Annotated in this window: 18 protein-coding genes; 15 read left to right on the top strand and 3 right to left on the bottom strand. The window is 69.1% G+C overall.

What is annotated here, in order from left to right; all coding sequences use genetic code 11:
• Positions 1-17 precede the first annotated feature (17 nt).
• From BOX37_RS21895 to BOX37_RS21835, 13 genes are all read left to right on the top strand, one after another.
• Positions 18-2,405 carry a Tex family protein gene (locus tag BOX37_RS21895; RefSeq protein ID WP_240504991.1) on the top strand — a complete coding sequence of 796 codons (2,388 nt, stop codon included), beginning with the start codon at positions 18-20 and terminating at the stop codon, positions 2,403-2,405.
• A 21-nt stretch (positions 2,406-2,426) separates the two neighbouring features.
• On the top strand, positions 2,427-3,317 hold the full coding sequence (locus BOX37_RS21890) for a hypothetical protein (RefSeq protein ID WP_071929279.1): 891 nt from the start codon (positions 2,427-2,429) through the stop codon (positions 3,315-3,317).
• 164 nt (positions 3,318-3,481) lie between these two features.
• Positions 3,482-3,823: a 50S ribosomal protein L19 gene (rplS, locus tag BOX37_RS21885; RefSeq protein WP_071929278.1), complete on the top strand. Its 342-nt coding sequence runs from the start codon at positions 3,482-3,484 to the stop codon at positions 3,821-3,823.
• Between the two features lie 84 nt (positions 3,824-3,907).
• Positions 3,908-4,672: a signal peptidase I gene (gene lepB / locus BOX37_RS21880; RefSeq protein ID WP_071929277.1), complete on the top strand. Its 765-nt coding sequence runs from the start codon at positions 3,908-3,910 to the stop codon at positions 4,670-4,672.
• A gap of 28 nt (positions 4,673-4,700) precedes the next feature.
• On the top strand, positions 4,701-5,405 hold the full coding sequence (locus BOX37_RS21875) for a ribonuclease HII (protein ID WP_084759953.1): 705 nt from the start codon (positions 4,701-4,703) through the stop codon (positions 5,403-5,405).
• 46 nt (positions 5,406-5,451) lie between these two features.
• Complete coding sequence (locus BOX37_RS21870; protein WP_011210678.1) at positions 5,452-5,757, top strand: DUF2469 domain-containing protein; 306 nt, start codon at positions 5,452-5,454, stop codon at positions 5,755-5,757.
• Positions 5,758-5,911: 154 nt separating this feature from the next.
• A complete protein-coding gene (locus tag BOX37_RS21865) occupies positions 5,912-6,268 on the top strand; it encodes a YraN family protein (RefSeq protein ID WP_071929276.1) in 357 nt (118 codons plus the stop codon).
• Positions 6,268-7,776: a YifB family Mg chelatase-like AAA ATPase gene (locus BOX37_RS21860; RefSeq protein ID WP_071929275.1), complete on the top strand. Its 1,509-nt coding sequence runs from the start codon at positions 6,268-6,270 to the stop codon at positions 7,774-7,776. Before BOX37_RS21865 ends, BOX37_RS21860 begins: the two co-directional genes overlap by 1 nt.
• A gap of 83 nt (positions 7,777-7,859) precedes the next feature.
• Positions 7,860-9,005, top strand: coding sequence for a DNA-processing protein DprA (dprA, locus tag BOX37_RS21855; RefSeq protein ID WP_071931768.1), 1,146 nt, complete (start codon positions 7,860-7,862; stop codon positions 9,003-9,005).
• A gap of 157 nt (positions 9,006-9,162) precedes the next feature.
• A complete protein-coding gene (locus tag BOX37_RS21850; RefSeq protein ID WP_071929274.1) occupies positions 9,163-10,086 on the top strand; it encodes a tyrosine recombinase XerC in 924 nt (307 codons plus the stop codon).
• A gap of 237 nt (positions 10,087-10,323) precedes the next feature.
• Positions 10,324-10,689 (top strand): YidH family protein, encoded by a 366-nt coding sequence (locus BOX37_RS21845; protein ID WP_071929273.1) that lies wholly within the window; start codon positions 10,324-10,326, stop codon positions 10,687-10,689.
• Positions 10,686-10,982 (top strand): DUF202 domain-containing protein, encoded by a 297-nt coding sequence (locus tag BOX37_RS21840; RefSeq protein WP_071929272.1) that lies wholly within the window; start codon positions 10,686-10,688, stop codon positions 10,980-10,982. The genes BOX37_RS21845 and BOX37_RS21840 overlap by 4 nt, the downstream gene beginning before the upstream one ends.
• 89 nt (positions 10,983-11,071) lie before the next feature.
• Positions 11,072-11,482 carry a GatB/YqeY domain-containing protein gene (locus BOX37_RS21835; RefSeq protein ID WP_240504990.1) on the top strand — a complete coding sequence of 137 codons (411 nt, stop codon included), beginning with the start codon at positions 11,072-11,074 and terminating at the stop codon, positions 11,480-11,482.
• A gap of 157 nt (positions 11,483-11,639) precedes the next feature.
• Here the strand turns inward: BOX37_RS21835 and BOX37_RS21830 are convergent, their stop codons facing one another.
• The 3 genes from BOX37_RS21830 to BOX37_RS21820 all read right to left on the bottom strand — a co-directional run bounded on the left by BOX37_RS21830 (position 11,640) and on the right by BOX37_RS21820 (position 13,519).
• Complete coding sequence (locus BOX37_RS21830; protein ID WP_071929270.1) at positions 11,640-12,152, bottom strand: DUF1990 family protein; 513 nt, start codon at positions 12,150-12,152, stop codon at positions 11,640-11,642.
• A 62-nt stretch (positions 12,153-12,214) separates the two neighbouring features.
• Positions 12,215-12,757 (bottom strand): peptidoglycan DD-metalloendopeptidase family protein, encoded by a 543-nt coding sequence (locus tag BOX37_RS21825; protein WP_084759949.1) that lies wholly within the window; start codon positions 12,755-12,757, stop codon positions 12,215-12,217.
• A gap of 12 nt (positions 12,758-12,769) precedes the next feature.
• Complete coding sequence (locus tag BOX37_RS21820; protein ID WP_156910484.1) at positions 12,770-13,519, bottom strand: hypothetical protein; 750 nt, start codon at positions 13,517-13,519, stop codon at positions 12,770-12,772.
• A 412-nt stretch (positions 13,520-13,931) separates the two neighbouring features.
• Here BOX37_RS21820 and rpsB point away from each other — a divergent pair, with 412 nt between their 5' ends.
• Both rpsB and tsf read left to right on the top strand, forming a co-directional pair.
• Positions 13,932-14,822 (top strand): 30S ribosomal protein S2, encoded by an 891-nt coding sequence (gene rpsB / locus BOX37_RS21815; protein ID WP_071929268.1) that lies wholly within the window; start codon positions 13,932-13,934, stop codon positions 14,820-14,822.
• Positions 14,823-15,008: 186 nt separating this feature from the next.
• Positions 15,009-15,833: a translation elongation factor Ts gene (tsf, locus tag BOX37_RS21810; RefSeq protein WP_071929267.1), complete on the top strand. Its 825-nt coding sequence runs from the start codon at positions 15,009-15,011 to the stop codon at positions 15,831-15,833.
• The last annotated feature ends 69 nt before the right edge of the window (positions 15,834-15,902 follow it).

Genomic DNA, 15,902 nt, shown 5'->3' with positions numbered 1-15,902 from the left:
CTGTAGTCTCTGCGGACGTGACGACAGCGCCCGAGATCGCCCGCGACAGCACGACCACCCTCGCCAGCGTAGGCAGGCGGATCGCCGACGAACTGGGGGTGCGCGAGACCCAGGTCCGCGCCGCCGTCGAACTGCTCGACGGCGGTTCGACGGTCCCGTTCATCGCGCGCTACCGCAAGGAGGTCACCGGCGGCCTCGACGATGCCCAGCTACGCCAGCTCGACGAACGGCTCGGCTATCTGCGCGAGCTCGACGAACGGCGCGGCGCGATCATCGAATCCATTCGCGGCCAGGGCAAACTCGACCCCGCCCTGCACTCCCAGCTCATGCTCGCCGAGACCAAGGCCCGCCTCGAAGACATCTACCTGCCCTACAAGCCCAAGCGCCGCACCAAGGCCCAGATCGCGCGCGAGGCCGGCCACGAGCCGGTGGCCGACGCGCTGATCGGCGACCCGACCACCGACCCCGCCGGCTACACCGCCGAACAGCTCGAAGGCGCCCGCGCGATCCTCGTCGAACGCTTCGCCGAGGACGCCGACCTGGTCGGTGAACTGCGTGAACTGATGTGGAACCGCGGTCAGGTCACCTCCACGGTGCGCGCGGGCAAGGAAGAGGCGGGCGCCAAGTTCGCCGACTACTTCGAGTTCAGCGAGCCGTTCCACAAGCTGCCCTCGCACCGGATCCTGGCGCTGTTGCGCGGCGAGAAGGAAGAGGTGCTCTCCCTGCACCTCGAGCCCGACACCGAGGAACCGGCCCCCGGCGAGCGCACGATCTACGAGGGCCGTATCGCGGTCGCCTTCGGCATCGCCGACCAGGGCCGCCCCGCCGACTCCTGGCTGCTCGACACCGTGCGCTGGGCCTGGCGCACCAGACTGCAGGTCAGCCTCGGCATCGATACCAGGATGCGGTTGCGCCAGGCCGCCGAGAAGGACGCGGTCGACGTGTTCGCCGCCAACCTGCGCGACCTGCTGCTGGCCGCCCCCGCGGGTACCCGCACCACCATGGGCCTCGACCCCGGCTACCGCACCGGCGTGAAGGTCGCGGTGGTCGATGCCACCGGCAAGGCCGTCGCCACCGAGGTGATCTACCCGCACAAGCCGCAGAGCCAGACCGAGAAGTCCCTCGCCGTGCTGGCCGCGCTGGTGGCCCGGTTCGAGGTGGAACTCATCGCCATCGGCAACGGCACCGCCTCGCGCGAGACCGATGCCCTTGCCACCGAACTGATCTCGCGCATTCCCGAGAACAAGCCGACCAAGATCGTAGTCTCGGAGGCGGGCGCGTCGGTGTACTCCGCCTCGGCGTACGCCTCGGCCGAACTGCCCGACATGGACGTCTCGCTGCGCGGCGCGGTCTCGATCGCCCGGCGGCTGCAGGACCCGCTCGCCGAACTGGTCAAGATCGATCCCAAGTCGATCGGCGTCGGCCAGTACCAGCACGACATCTCCGAGACGCTGCTGGCCCGTTCGCTGGGCGCGGTGGTCGAGGACGCGGTGAACGCGGTCGGCGTCGATGTGAACACCGCCTCGGTGCCGCTGCTCGCGCGCGTCTCGGGGGTGTCCAGCTCGGTCGCGGAAAGCATCGTGGCCCACCGTGATCAGAACGGCCCCTTCGGCAGCCGGACCGCGCTGCTCGAGGTGCCCCGCCTCGGCCCGAAGGCGTTCGAACAGTGCGCGGGCTTCCTGCGCATCCGTGGCGGTGCCGACCCGCTCGACACCTCCGCGGTGCACCCCGAGGCCTACCCGGTGGTGCGGCGCATCCTCGAGACCACCGGTCGCCCGATCGCCGAGATCATCGGCAACACCGGCGCTCTGCGCGCACTGAAGCCCGCCGACTTCACCGACGAGAAGTTCGGCGTGCCCACCGTCAGCGACATCATCGCCGAGCTGGAGAAGCCCGGTCGTGATCCGCGACCGGAATTCAAGACCGCCGAGTTCGCCGCCGGCATCGAGAAGGTCGCCGACCTGAAGCCGGGGATGGTGCTCGAGGGTGTCGTCACCAATGTCGCCGCCTTCGGCGCGTTCGTCGACGTGGGCGTGCACCAGGACGGGCTCGTGCATGTGTCCGCGCTGTCGCACTCCTTCGTCAAGGACCCGCGTGAGGTGGTCAAGTCCGGTGACGTGGTGAAGGTGAAGGTGCTCGAGGTCGATGTCGCCCGCCAGCGCATCGGCCTGACTCTTCGCCTCGATGACGAACCGGGCAAGCCCGCGCAGGGGGACAATCGGACTGGCGGCGCACCGCGCGGCCAGGGTCGCGGACAGGGCCGCCCGCAAGGCGGTCGTGGACAAGGCGGGCAGGACAAGGGTCGCGGCCAGGCGCAAGGGCGCGGTGGCAACCAGCGCAAGCCCGCGGCGGCGCCGACCGGATCGATGGCCGACGCACTGCGCCGGGCGGGGTTCGGCCAGTAACTCGAGGACAGGGCGGGCGGCATGCGACGGTGGCTCGAAGACGATGTGATCGCGCACGGCCGCCTGCCCCTGCTCTGCTTCCTGCTGGGCTTCATCCTCGGCTTCGTGGTGATCCGGATCAGCGTGCGGCTGATCCGGGCCAAGGTGAAATGGTGGCCGGGCAACCTCAAGGCGGGCGACACCCACATCCACCACATGGTGTTCGGCGTGATCACCGTGCTGCTGTCGGGCATCGGCCTGATCGCGACCGCCGAGGACTCCACCCAGGTGACCTCCAGCGTGCTCGCCACACTGTTCGGGATCGGCGCGGCGCTGGTGCTGGACGAGTTCGCCCTGATCTTCTACCTGCGTGACGTCTACTGGGAAGAACAGGGTCGCACCTCGGTGGACGCGGTCTTCGTCGCGGTCGCGGTGACCGGTCTGCTGCTGCTCGGCGTGCAGCCCGCGACCTTCCTCGACTACGACAGCTTCCGGCAGTCGCGCGGGATCGGTGTGCGCGTCGGCTTCGCCCTCTCCCTCGCGCTGAACCTGCTGTTGGCCGCCGTGGTGATCGCCAAGGGCAAGATCTGGACCGGACTGTTCGGCATGTTCTTCGCGCCGCTGCTGCTGATCGGCGCGGTCCGGCTGAGCAGACCGGGCGCGCCGTGGGCGCGCTGGCGCTACGGCAACCGGCCCAAGACGATGAGCCGCGCGATCGCCCGCGAACGACGGTATCGGCGCCCGGTCATCCGCGCGAAGATCTTCATCCAGGACCTGATCGCGGGCACCCCCGACATCGAACACGCGCGCACCGCCGCCGAGGCCGAGCTGCAGCGCACGGTGGTCGCGGCGCCGTCCGCGCCGCCCCCACACCCGCATCTGCTGCCGCGGCGCCGTGCCGAGCCGGCGGGGGACCACGCCGCCGACGAGTGACCGGGGTCGCCCGATTTCTGTCGTGGCTTGCCGGTCTGGCACAATGAACCGGTTGCCTTGGACGAGTCATGTCCGAGAGCACTCCTGTTCTGAGCATGAACCGGTCGAGCGCGACAGTGCCGCCAGGTTCCTCTGTTCGCGCAAAGAATCCGAAAAGGTGGAAAATGAACACCCTTGATTTCGTCGACGAGAAGTCGCTGCGTAGCGATGTCCCCGACTTCCGTCCGGGCGACACCCTGAACGTGCACGTGAAGGTCATCGAAGGCTCGAAGGAGCGCATCCAGGTCTTCAAGGGCGTCGTGATCCGGCGCCACGGCGGCGGCATCGGCGAGACCTTCACGGTCCGCAAGGTGTCCTTCGGCGTCGGTGTCGAGCGCACCTTCCCCGTGCACAGCCCCAACATCGACCACATCGATGTCGTGACCCGTGGTGACGTGCGTCGCGCCAAGCTGTACTACCTGCGCGACCTGCGCGGCAAGGCCGCCAAGATCAAGGAAAAGCGCTGATCTCGCGGTAGCTGTTCGCAGCACAGAGTTTTCAGGTAGCCCGGCACCCGACTCCCGTCGGGGCGCCGGGCTACTCTGTTCGGCGTGGCAGACGACAGTGGTTCGGGGTCGGTATCCGATTCGGGTGACGACAATGGGCGGCGCGGAAAAAAGCGCGGCGCGAAGAAGCAACGCCCCTTCTGGCAGGAACTGCCGATACTGATCGTGATCGCGGCCGTGATCGCCGCGCTCATGGTCACTTTCGTCGGGCGGCCCTACGTGATCCCCTCGCAGTCGATGGAGGACACGCTGCAGATCGGCGATCGGATCTACGTCCAGAAGATCAGTTACTACGGCTCGGATCCCAGTGCCGGTGAGGTCGTGGTCTTCGTCGGGCCGCCCTCCTGGAACGGGCACTACAAGTCGGTTCGTTCCGACAACACCGTCGTGCGCGGAGTGCAGAACTTCCTGTCCTATTTCGGGCTGGTGCCGCCGGACGAGAACGATCTGGTCAAGCGGATCATCGCGGTCGGCGGACAGACCGTGCAGTGCTGCGACCCGCAGGGCCGGGTGATGGTCGACGGGAAACCGCTCGACGAGCCCTACATCAAGAAGGACTACCCCTGGTACACCGACCGTCCCAACGCGGTGTATCCGGCCGGGAGGGTGTTCGGTCCGGTGAAGGTGCCCGAGGGCAACCTGTGGGTGATGGGGGACAACCGCAACGAGTCGGCCGATTCGCGCGCTCATGTCAGCGACGAACTGCAGGGCACCGTCCCGCAGGACAACGTGCGAGGCAAGACGGTCTTCAAGATCTGGCCGCCGAGCCGGATAGGCCCGGTGCGCACACAGAACGCCCAGGAGAACTGACCGGACGAGACGCGGGGACAATCGAACTGTGGGGCAGGATCGGACCAGCTGGCCGCCGCGCGTGGTGATGCGCCGGGCGGGCGGACTACGCACGCTGGAGGCGGCGCTCATCCGTGGGGGCCTCGGCCCGGTGGCCGGAGTCGACGAGGCGGGGCGCGGACCGTGTGCGGGGCCGCTGGTGGTCGCCGCGTGCCTGCTGGCGCCCAAGGCCTACGACAAGCTGTCCGGGCTCGACGACTCCAAGAAACTCACCGAGGCGGCCCGTGAGGAGCTGTTCCCGGTTGTCCAGCGCTTGGCGCTGGCCTGGAGTGTGGTCGTGATCCCGGCCTGGGAGATCGACTCGATCGGTATCCACGTCGCCAATATCGAGGGCATGCGCCGGGCCGTCGTCAGCCTCGGCGCCACCCCGGGCTACATCTTGACCGACGGTTTCAAGGTCCCCGGCCTGCCCGCGCCCTCGCTGCCGGTGATCGGCGGCGACGGCACGGCGGCCTGCATCGCGGCGGCGAGCATCCTGGCCAAGGTGACCAGGGACCGCATGATGGTCGACCTCGACGGGCAGTTGCCCGGGTACGGCTTCGCCGCGCACAAGGGATACAACACGCCCGAGCACACCGCCGCGCTGCGGCAGCTCGGACCGAGTACCGAACACCGCCGATCCTGGCGTAATGTGCGCGAGCTCGAGGTGCCGGGCGGTAGCCGAGTGGCTACCGGCCCGGCGCATGCGCGATGATGTGACCAATGAACGCGGCGCTGCTAGCAGGAGGACGTCCCACCCGATGAGTGCTGAGGACCTCGAGAAGTACGAAACCGAGATGGAGCTGTCGCTGTACCGCGAGTACAAGGACATCGTCGGCCAGTTCTCGTACGTGGTGGAGACCGAGCGCCGCTTCTACCTGGCCAATTCCGTCGAACTGCGGCCCCAGAACGCCGACGGCGAGGTCTACTTCGAAGTGCGCATGAGCGACGCCTGGGTCTGGGACATGTACCGGCCGGCACGCTTCGTCAAGCACGTCCGGGTGATCACGTTCAAGGACGTGAACATCGAAGAACTGGAGAAGCCGGACCTGCGTTTGCCTGAGTAGTCGGAGCGCTGGCACGTCCCCTCCTCGAGGTCGGGGAGTGCGGGCTGGTAGCGCGGGAATTGGGTTGTCCACAGGCATGGGGTTGTCCACAGGTTTGTTGTTTTCGCAGGTGGGGTGATCGGGTCCGGGGTCGGCGGGCCACATGCTTCGGGGCGTGGCAGACAAACAGGCGCTCGGCGCATACGGGGAGGAGCTGGCGGCGCAGTATCTGCGTGGGACCGGCATGGAGATCGTCGCTCGGAATTGGCGGTGTCGGTACGGAGAGCTGGACCTGATCGTCCAGGATCCGTCCATCACGGCGTTCGTCGAGGTGAAGACGCGGTCGGGGCTCGGGTTCGGGGCGCCGGCCGAGTCGGTCACCTTCAGCAAACAGCAGCGGATCCGGCGGCTGGCGCTGCTGTGGCTGGCCGAGCAGGAAGGGCCGTGGCGCCGGATCCGGTTCGATGTGGTGTCGGTCCTGGTCGTACGAGGGCATCGACCAGTTCTCCACCACCTCGCCGCGGCGTTCTGATGGCGCTCGGACGGGCGTTGTCGGTGGCCGTGACCGGGGTCGACGGGCAGCTGGTGGAGATCGAGGCCGATATCGGCCAGGGTCTGCCATCGGTGAATCTGGTCGGGCTGCCCGATACCGCGCTGCAGGAATCCCGGAACCGGGTGCGTTCGGCGGTGGCCAATACCGGGGAGAAGTGGCCCGACGGGCGGGTGATCCTGGCGCTTTCCCCCGCGACGCTGCCGAAGATCGGCAGCGTTTACGACCTGGCGCTGGCTGTCTCGGTGCTCGACGCTTCCGGCGCGGTGCCCGGTGAGCGGCTCGTGACGACAGTGCTGCTGGGCGAACTGGCCCTGGACGGGCGGGTGCGGCGTGTCCGTGGTGTGTTGCCCGCGGTGATCGCGGCGCGCAACGCGGGACTGACCACTGTTGTCGTCCCCGCCGAGGCCGTGGCCGAAGCGGGACTGGTCGAGGGAATCGAAGTGCTCGGGGCGACGAGCCTGCGTGCGGTGGTCACCTGGTTGCGCGGGGAGGGCTCGCTGCTGGAACCCGACGGCGTGGTCTCGGGTGTGCAGGCGCCATGCGGTGATCTCAGCGATGTGGTCGGTCAGGACGAGGCGCGCTGGGCTCTGGAGGTGGCCGCGGCGGGCGGTCATCACCTGTTGCTCACCGGTCCACCAGGAATCGGCAAAACCATGCTGGCACAACGACTTCCCGGTTTGCTGCCGCCGCTGTCGGAGAACGAGTCGCTGGAGGTGACCGCGATCCACTCCATGGCGGGTTCACTGTCGGCCGAGCAGCCGCTGATGACGCTGGCTCCCTTTGTCGCCCCGCACCATTCGACCTCGGTGACCGCCATGATCGGCGGTGGTTCGGGAATGGCGAGACCGGGTGCGGTGAGCCGGGCCCATCGAGGCGTCCTGTTCCTGGACGAGTGCGCCGAGATCGGCACGAAAGTGCTGGAGGCACTGCGTACTCCACTCGAGGAGGGCGAGGTGCGGATCGCCCGGCGCGACGGTGTCGCCCGGTATCCGGCGCGATTCCAGCTGGTGCTGGCTGCCAACCCCTGCCCTTGCGCTCCGGCCCGTGATGTCGACTGCATCTGCGCGCCGCTGGCGCGCCGCCGATACCTGGGCAAACTGTCCGGTCCCCTTCTCGATCGCATCGATATCTGGGTTCAGATGCACGGTCAGGCGGGTGCGACCTTCGGTGACGAGCAGGTCGAGTCCAGTGCCACGGTGGCCGGGCGGGTCGCCAAGGCCAGAGCGATGGCCGCCGAGCGGTGGAGCGGGGACGGCTGGGCGACCAATGCCGAAGTGCCGGGACATATTCTGCGACAGCGATTCCGGCTGCCCCAGGAGTCGATCGCGCCGATCGAGACCGCCCTGCGGCTGGGCCGCATGTCGGCCCGTGGCGCCGACCGAGCTGTCCGCGTCGCGTGGACGGTCTGCGATCTGCGCGGTGGAGAACGGCCGTCGGTGCAGGACGTGTTGTCGGCGTTGAATTTCCGTCAGCGGGGAACGCAGTGAGCCGGGCGCGTGCGGTGCGGTCGGCCGACACTGACGGGCACCGGTCCGCGGGTGTGCCGGCGACCGGGGGTTTCGTGGTGGATCTGGACGGGGATGCCGACGAGCGGCGGCTCGCATGGGTGTATCTGTCGCGGGTGGTGCAGGGCCCGTGTGCCCCGCTGTCGGCGTTGATCGCCTCGGTCGGGGTGTGCGAGGCGGCGCGTGCGGTGCGGGAACACGAGCTGCCGCAGGCATTGCGTGGGCCGACGGCCGCCCGCCGTGAGATCGACTCGGCGGCAGAGGATCTGGAAACGATGGCCCGGCTGGGCGGCCGGGTCATCACTCCGGAGGACGACGAATGGCCGGGGTGGCGGATGCTCGGCCTCGATCAGCTCGACACCGACCGCGACCGTGACGGCGCCGTTCCGCTCGTCCTGTGGGCGCGCGGCCCGCTGTCGCTACAGGCAGCATCCGAACGCGCTGTGGCCGTGGTCGGTTCGCGCTGCAGCAGCGGCTACGGCGTCCAGGTGGCCGGCGAGATCGCCTGCGATCTGGCCGGACGGGGTTGGACCATCGTCTCCGGAGCAGCCTTTGGCATCGACGCCGCCGCTCACCGCGCCGCACTGGCCGTCGGCGGCTCGACTGTCGCCGTCCTGGCCTGCGGTGTCGATCGCCCCTATCCGGCCCAACACGACCGGCTGCTCACCGCCATCGCCGACACCGGCCTCGTGGTGAGTGAGTATCCGCCGGGCGTCACCGCGCAGAAACACCGTTTCCTCGCCCGCAACCGACTGATCGCCACACTCGGCGACGGTGTGCTGGTCGTCGAGGCGGGCATGCGCAGCGGTGCGCGCAACACGGTGAAATGGGCACGTCGACTGGGTAGGCCCGCGATGGCGGTGCCCGGACCGGTCGGATCGGTCTCCTCGGCGGGTTGTCACCGCATGATCAGGGAGGGCGAAGCCCACCTGGTGACCAGGGCCGAAGACGTCATCGACGAAGCAGGCCCGCTCCGCCTCCCGGTCGCCGAGTCCGCTGACGCCGACCCCGCTGCCCACCTGCACGGCGCTGAAGCCGAGGTCTATGCGGCCCTGCCCGCCATCGGCTCGCGTCTTCCCCGCGAACTGGCCCAACAATCCGGCCTCGACGTCGCCACCGTTCGCGCGGTCCTGCCCGCCCTCGAACTCGCCGCTCTGGTGGGATGCGACTCCGACGGCTGGTTCCGTACCCGAGGCCGCCGCCCCGGATGAGGTCATCAGCGCGGGGTTCTCGGGTCGGACCTGTCAGGGAGCGCTCGACATCGGTGCCGCTCGCCCGGTCGGTTCGCCGGGGTGCGGTGGCTGTTGGCGCGGAGCGTGGTCGGCGTGGTGGGTTGCGTGGGCGGGGGACAGGGGTGACGGTGGGGGGATGGAAGTGCTGCCCGAGGATTTGACCGCGTTGCTCACCGAGTTCGGACGGCACCTGCGGTTGGGGCGCAATCGGTCGGCGCACACCGTGCGGGCCTATCTGGGGGATGTGCGGTCGTTGCTCGAGCATCTGTACGCCCGGTCACCGGATTCGGCCGTGCGGGAGCTGGATCTGCCGTTGTTGCGAGCGTGGTTGGCCGAGTCGGCGGCAGCGGACGTGGCGCGGGCGACGTTGTCCCGGCGTGCTTCTGCCGCGCGGACGTTCACCGCCTGGCTCACCGAGACCGGGCGACTCGAGATCGATCCCGGACTGCGGCTGCAGGCGCCGAGGGCGCACCGAACGCTGCCACCGGTCCTCGCCCGCGAACAGGCGGAGCAGGCCATGGAAGCGGCGGAATCCGGTGCGGCCCAGCAGGACCCGATGGCACTGCGGGACCGGCTGATCGTCGAGCTGCTCTATGCCACCGGTATCCGGGTCAGCGAGCTGTGCGGGCTCGACATCGATGACATCGATCGGGAGCGCAAGCTCGTGCGGGTGCTCGGCAAGGGCAACAAGGAACGCTCGGTGCCGTTCGGCGGCCCCGCCGACACCGCTGTGGACGCCTGGCTCCGCGCCGGGCGCCCGGCCCTGGCCGCCGCCCACTCCGGCCGCGCGCTGCTGCTCGGTCTTCGCGGTCGCCGCCTCGACCAGCGCCAAGCCCGCACCGTGGTCCACGAGGTCGTCGCCGCGATCCCCGGCGCCCCCGACATGGGACCGCACGGACTACGCCACACCGCGGCCACCCACCTCCTCGAAGGCGGCGCCGACCTCCGCGTGGTCCAAGAACTCCTCGGTCACGCCAGCATGGCGACCACCCAGCTCTACACCCACGTCTCCGTCGAACGCCTCAAACGGGTCCACGACCAAGCCCACCCCCGCGCCTAGACGCCCGATAACCGTTCTCCGCGACCTCCGTGGCCCCGCGAACGTCGCGGCCCTGTGGCCATCGCGCGGCACCCTCGATGGCCCTGGGGGGTGCCCAGAGGCCGGGCGGATTCGCTCGGTGCAGGCCCGGGAACGCGGTGCCGACCCGGGAACTCGGACTCGCCGGGTCGCGGGCAGTGCCTGCCTGGCATCTGCGCACTCCGGAACACGGCAAGATGGGGTGCGGAGGTGGTGACGATGACATTGCCCGAGGTCGGGGCCGAGTCCGACGACGGGGAAGGCGACGTCGACTATCGGTTCACCCTTGCCAACGAGCGAACCTTCCTGGCCTGGATCCGGACCGCGCTGGGTCTGCTCGCCGGGGGTGTCGCCGTTCATACCCTGGTGCAGCCGCTCCGCCTGGCGGGGTTCGCCGGTGTCATCGCCGGGAGCTGCCTGGTCATGGCCTTGGCCGTCGCGATCGGAGCCTATCGGCACTGGCGGCGGGTGAACATCGTGATGCGGGCCGGGGGCTCGCTCCCCGGCACGATTCTGGTGCCGGTGTTGTCGGTCGGCGTCGCGCTGGTCGCGGTGCTCGCCTGTGTGGCGGTACTGCTGTCATGACGGCACCGACCTTGGCCATGGAACGGACCGCGCTGGCGTGGCGGCGCACGGGCCTCAGCGCGGCGGCCTGCGCCATGCTCTTCGTCCACGCCGCCGCGACCCAGGGGTCGACAGCCATCCTTCCGCTCGCCGCGGCGGCCGTGTCCCTGCTGCTGACCTGTCTCGGGTGGGCCCGCGGCCGTGCGCTCGACCACGGTCGAATACCGCCCGGCCATCGCCCGGTGGCCACCACCACCGTCGCCATCACGCTGGTCGCCCTCATCGCCCTCGGCAGCGTGCTGCTCGACGGATAGACAGCTTTCCCGGAGCAGGCAGCCGCAGCCGTGGAGGGCGTCGGTGGTCGCCGCCTGGGAAGGGCGGATCCGGGCGCGGGGCCGCAAATGTGCTCGACGCTGCTCCGGACCGGCGGTTAGGCTCGCCGACCATGACCACCGGAACATCGGACCAGCTCGGGGTGCCCCTGCGCGAGCGATTGCGCGCCGCGCTGAAGCCTGCGATGAAGGCGCGTGACCTCAGCGCGGTCTCGGCACTGCGATCTGCCCTGAGCGCCATCGACAATGCCGAGGCCATCGATGCCGGTGACGGGAAGGCCGGTGCGCTGGAAAACAGCGCGCTCGGCCTCGGCGCCGCCGAGGCCGCTCGCCGCGACCTCAGCGAAACCGAGATCGTGCAGATAGTGCGCCACGAGATCGACGAAAGACGCACTGCCGCAAAAGAATACGACCGCCTCGGTGCAGCGGAACGTCGCGATCAACTGACCTCGGAAGCCGACGTGCTCACCGCACTGCTCTGATCTGTCAGGTGCCGGCAGGCCGCCGCGGCTCGGCGACGCGAAGGAGCGATCCACCATCGCGCACTACGCCGAGCCGTTCGTGGAATGTGCGGGCTGGGTGGACCGACCCTGGCTGCGAAGTGACGGGCCTTGATTGATCCGCAGGTGTCGGCGAAGGTCAGGGCTCGGTGGGGAGGGTGCGTAGGTAGCGGATCGCGAACCAGCGCTGGATCATGCGCACCGCGGGGCCGCCAAGGCGTACGTACCAGGTGGCGGGTCGGGAGAAGGCGGTGACGAGGCCGTAGACCGTGTCGTCGGCGGGGTCGTACTCGACGGCGAACAGTTCTTCGCCGATCTCGGGGTGGCCGGGGAGGGTGCCGTAGGCGAAGCCGCCGCGGTTCGGGTCGGTGAGGACGTAGACCACTCGGCACGGGGCGGTGATGGCGAGTGGGCCAAAGCCGAGTCGGACCGTCAATTCCGTGCCGGGCTCGGCGGTTTCGGTGTCGGCGCGATCGAAGATGTCGACACCCTTCTGCATGCCGAATTCGAGGATGTGGGCGGCTGCGCGGTCGAACAGGTCCCGGCCGTGGCCGATCCGGCGGCGATGCCGGAACCGGTGGTACCTGGTGGGCATGGTCGTGCGGGTGGCCCCCACTTCGGGGTAGGTGAACGGCGCGGATCGCTCTGACACGCCTCGATTGTCGTCCGGCGCTGGTCGGCACCGCCGTCGGATCAACGGAGTGGTTCATCACATCACCGTGGCAACGGCTTCAGTCGGATCGGGACATGGTGGAGCAGACCGAGTGGATCGACGTATTCGCGCTTGCTGTGTGCGCTGGACTCGCGCCGGGCGCCCCAGTGCAGGCAGGCGGCGGCCGGACACCCCTCATGTCCGGACTCCAGCGTGCCGATCGGCGTGCCTCTGCTCACCCGGGTACCCACGGTGATATCCGCGCGCACCGGCTCGTAGGTCGAGCGCAAACCTCCGGGATGATCGATCGATACCACCGGTTTGTCCGCCACCACACCCGCGAACACCACGATGCCCTCGCCCGCCGCCACGACGACCTGCCCGGCGCTGCCCGCCAGATCGACACCACGATGCCCGGGCAACCAATTGTGTTCCGGCTTGTCGAACCGGCGCTCCACCGTCGGCCGCGGCCGCAACGGCCACCCGAACTCGCCCGGTTCGGCCGCATCCACCAGCGTGGTGCCGCACAGCACCGTGACCACCAGCCAGATTCCGGCCAGACTCCAACAGCGCACCGTCCGCCCACGAACCAACTCCTGGCGCATCGCTGGAACGACTCAACGGTGCGGCCGTGGAGTGGGAACGCGCTGGGCGGTGGTCAGCCCCTGGAGCACTTCCCGCAGCACGTCGGAAAGCTCCGCCGCCCCGCTCCCGGTTCCGGCCGTCGTGTCCGTTTCTGGCTCGCGTACCGGGGCGAGCACGGCATCGGTGTCGGCCGCTCGGGCCGGCGGCAGAATCCGCCCCGCTCGAGCGCGCACCACCGCGCCCGTTCGGGCGTCCGCCCCCGCTTCGGCTCTTCCGCCGGGCCCCGCCGCGGTCACGGTCCCGGCTTCGGGCTTTGCTGTTGCCTTCGCGTCGGCTCGGAGGATGATCCCGACCTGGGACCGTACCGACAATCCTTCGAGGGTGGCGCCTCGTGGCGCGGTCGGCGCCGTGGCGAGGTCGTGCACTGTTATCTGCACCGGGATGGGCCTGGGGACGAGCTCGGGATCGGCCGCAGGGTTCGTCCGACCCTGCGGCCGGTTGTGCGACGCATCCGCCGGCACCGCGCTGGGCACACCGCCGCACACGGGCCGAGGCCGAGGCGCGGCAGGGGTGCCCCCGTCGACCGTCGGTGACGGAAAGATCCGCGGATGGTCTGCATCGCTGTGCGGCGGCTGCGTCGGCGCCCGGCCGACATCACCCCCGGCGCTCACCGGCGCGACCTGGAGCGAATCAGGAGGCTCGGCCACCACCGGTGCGGCCGCGAGGCCAACCGCGCAGAGCAGCCCGGAAAGGGAGGTCATGACCCGTGTCAACATGTTCATGAACCCACTCTGAGCGGCGAGAACCGGGTCCGGGGCCACCGAACTCAGAATGTGGACAACTTCGCCCCATGTGGATATCGCGTGCTTCACCACTGGTGTGGGCGGGCCCTGCGAGGGGGTGATTTCGGGCGTGGCGCCGCTCCGCGTAGACTGATCGAGCGGTTTGTGCTCAGCAGTAGTTGTGCACGGCACGGACCGACTTCGCGCGCCACCCGTGCTCGTCCATCCGGTCGCCGCTCGCAACGCAGGCAGTCCGTGAGGGCATGTCCGCGCGAGTTCTCCAACGGATGAACAGTGGAATCGTCGGCTGGTCCCGATCGTGTAGATCTGGGTCCGGCGGTTCCGGTGGCGCCAGGGCAGTCGATCACCGATCGATCGCGACAACCGGCAACGAAAGAGAGATACGAGGGCTATGCCTGTCGTAACCATGAAGCAGCTGCTCGACAGCGGCGCGCACTTCGGCCACCAGACTCGTCGGTGGAACCCGAAGATGAAGCGGTTCATCTTCACCGACCGCAACGGTATCTACATCATCGACCTGCAGCAGACGCTGACCTTCATCGACAAGGCCTACGAGTTCGTCAAGGAGACTGTCGCCCACGGTGGCACCGTCCTCTTCGTCGGTACCAAGAAGCAGGCCCAGGAGTCGATCGCTTCCGAGGCGCTGCGCGTCGGAATGCCCTACGTCAACCAGCGCTGGCTGGGTGGCATGCTCACCAACTTCTCCACCGTGCACAAGCGCCTGCAGCGCCTCAAGGAGCTCGAGGCCATGGAGCAGACCGGTGGCTTCGAGGGCCGCACCAAGAAGGAAATCCTCATGCTCACGCGTGAGATGACCAAGCTGGACCGCACCCTCGGCGGTATCCGCGACATGGCCAAGGTTCCCTCGGCCATCTGGATCGTCGACACCAACAAGGAGCACATCGCCGTCGGCGAGGCGCGCAAGCTGAACATCCCGGTCATCGCGATCCTGGATACCAACTGCGATCCCGACCTGGTCGACTACCCGATCCCGGGCAACGACGACGCGATCCGCTCCGCCGCACTGCTGACCAAGGTCGTCGCCTCCGCGGTGGCCGAGGGCGTGCAGGCTCGCGCGGGCCAGGCTTCCGGCGACGCGAAGCCCGAAGCCGGTGCAGGCGAGCCGCTCGCCGAGTGGGAGCAGGAGCTGCTGGCTCAGGCGACCCCGGCTGCCGAAGCCGCTCCCGCCGCCGCGACCGAGGCTCCGGCCGTCGAGACCCCGGCCGAGGCCGAGGCCGAGGTCAAGGCCGACCCGGCGCAGCACACCCCGGCCGACTTCTGAGCTGATCGGTAGTTCGACGTTCACCTTGCCGGCCCTTCTGAATTCAGAAGCGGTCGGCAAGGTGGTGTAAGTACCTACGAAAGTGCATGGCCCGAGTCGAGAAGTCTCTTTCCCTGGGTCTTCGAGGTCTCAGGGCCGAGAAACCCCGCGGCACCAGCCGCCATAGATACAGGAGGCTCGCCCCCGATGGCGAACTACACCGCTGCTGATGTGAAGCGGCTCCGCGAGCTCACCGGCTCCGGCATGATGGACTGCAAGAACGCGCTGGCCGACTCCGACGGCGATTTCGACAAGGCCGTCGAGGTGCTGCGCATCAAGGGCGCCAAGGACGTCGGCAAGCGCGCCGAGCGCGCGACCGCCGAGGGCCTGGTCGTCGCCAAGAACGGCGTCCTGGTCGAGATCAACTCCGAGACCGACTTCGTCGCCAAGAACGCGGAGTTCCAGGAGCTGGCCGACGCCGTCGTCACCGCCGCCGCCGCCGCCAAGCCGAACGATCTGGACGCGCTCAAGGCGCTGCCGCTCGACGGCAAGACCGTCGACGAGGCCGTGCAGCAGCTGGCCGCCAAGATCGGCGAGAAGCTCGAGCTGCGTCGGGTCGTCTCCTTCGACGGCCCGGTCGCCACCTACCTGCACAAGCGTGCCTCGGACCTGCCGCCCGCCGTCGGCGTGCTGGTCGAGTACACCGGTGAGGGCGACGCCGCGGCCGAGGCCGCTCGCGCCGCCGCCATGCAGGTCGCCGCGCTCAAGGCCAAGTACGTGACCCGCGACGAGGTTCCGGCCGAGCTGGTCGAGAACGAGCGTCGCATCGCCGAGCAGACCGCGCGCGAAGAGGGCAAGCCCGAAGCCGCGCTGCCGAAGATCACCGAGGGCCGGGTCAACGGCTTCTTCAAGGACGTGGTCCTGCTGGAGCAGTCCTCGGTCACCGATTCGAAGAAGACCGTCAAGGCCCTCCTGGACGAGGCCGGTGTCACCCTGACCCGCTTCGCCCGCTTCGAGGTCGGCCAGGCCTGATCAGGCCGCAGTACACGCCCCCGATGCTCACCGGCATCGGGGGCGTTTGCCGTGCCCGGCCGTGCCCCG

Source organism: Nocardia mangyaensis (assembly GCF_001886715.1).
GTDB lineage: Bacteria > Actinomycetota > Actinomycetes > Mycobacteriales > Mycobacteriaceae > Nocardia > Nocardia mangyaensis.
Note: the sequence above shows the minus strand (reverse complement) of the source record. Positions and strands in the feature narration are given on the sequence as shown.

What these genes read in the sequence shown, in the direction of transcription:
- BOX37_RS21890 (WP_071929279.1), top strand. Translation starts at nt 2,427, where the DNA reads ATGCGACGGTGGCTCGAAGACGATGTGATCGCGCACGGCCGCCTGCCC.
- rplS (WP_071929278.1), top strand. Translation starts at nt 3,482, where the DNA reads ATGAACACCCTTGATTTCGTCGACGAGAAGTCGCTGCGTAGCGATGTC.
- BOX37_RS21870 (WP_011210678.1), top strand. Translation starts at nt 5,452, where the DNA reads ATGAGTGCTGAGGACCTCGAGAAGTACGAAACCGAGATGGAGCTGTCG.
- BOX37_RS21860 (WP_071929275.1), top strand. Translation starts at nt 6,268, where the DNA reads ATGGCGCTCGGACGGGCGTTGTCGGTGGCCGTGACCGGGGTCGACGGG.
- BOX37_RS21850 (WP_071929274.1), top strand. Translation starts at nt 9,163, where the DNA reads ATGGAAGTGCTGCCCGAGGATTTGACCGCGTTGCTCACCGAGTTCGGA.
- BOX37_RS21845 (WP_071929273.1), top strand. Translation starts at nt 10,324, where the DNA reads ATGACATTGCCCGAGGTCGGGGCCGAGTCCGACGACGGGGAAGGCGAC.
- BOX37_RS21840 (WP_071929272.1), top strand. Translation starts at nt 10,686, where the DNA reads ATGACGGCACCGACCTTGGCCATGGAACGGACCGCGCTGGCGTGGCGG.
- BOX37_RS21825 (WP_084759949.1), bottom strand. Translation starts at nt 12,757, where the DNA reads ATGCGCCAGGAGTTGGTTCGTGGGCGGACGGTGCGCTGTTGGAGTCTG.
- BOX37_RS21820 (WP_156910484.1), bottom strand. Translation starts at nt 13,519, where the DNA reads ATGAACATGTTGACACGGGTCATGACCTCCCTTTCCGGGCTGCTCTGC.
- rpsB (WP_071929268.1), top strand. Translation starts at nt 13,932, where the DNA reads ATGCCTGTCGTAACCATGAAGCAGCTGCTCGACAGCGGCGCGCACTTC.
- tsf (WP_071929267.1), top strand. Translation starts at nt 15,009, where the DNA reads ATGGCGAACTACACCGCTGCTGATGTGAAGCGGCTCCGCGAGCTCACC.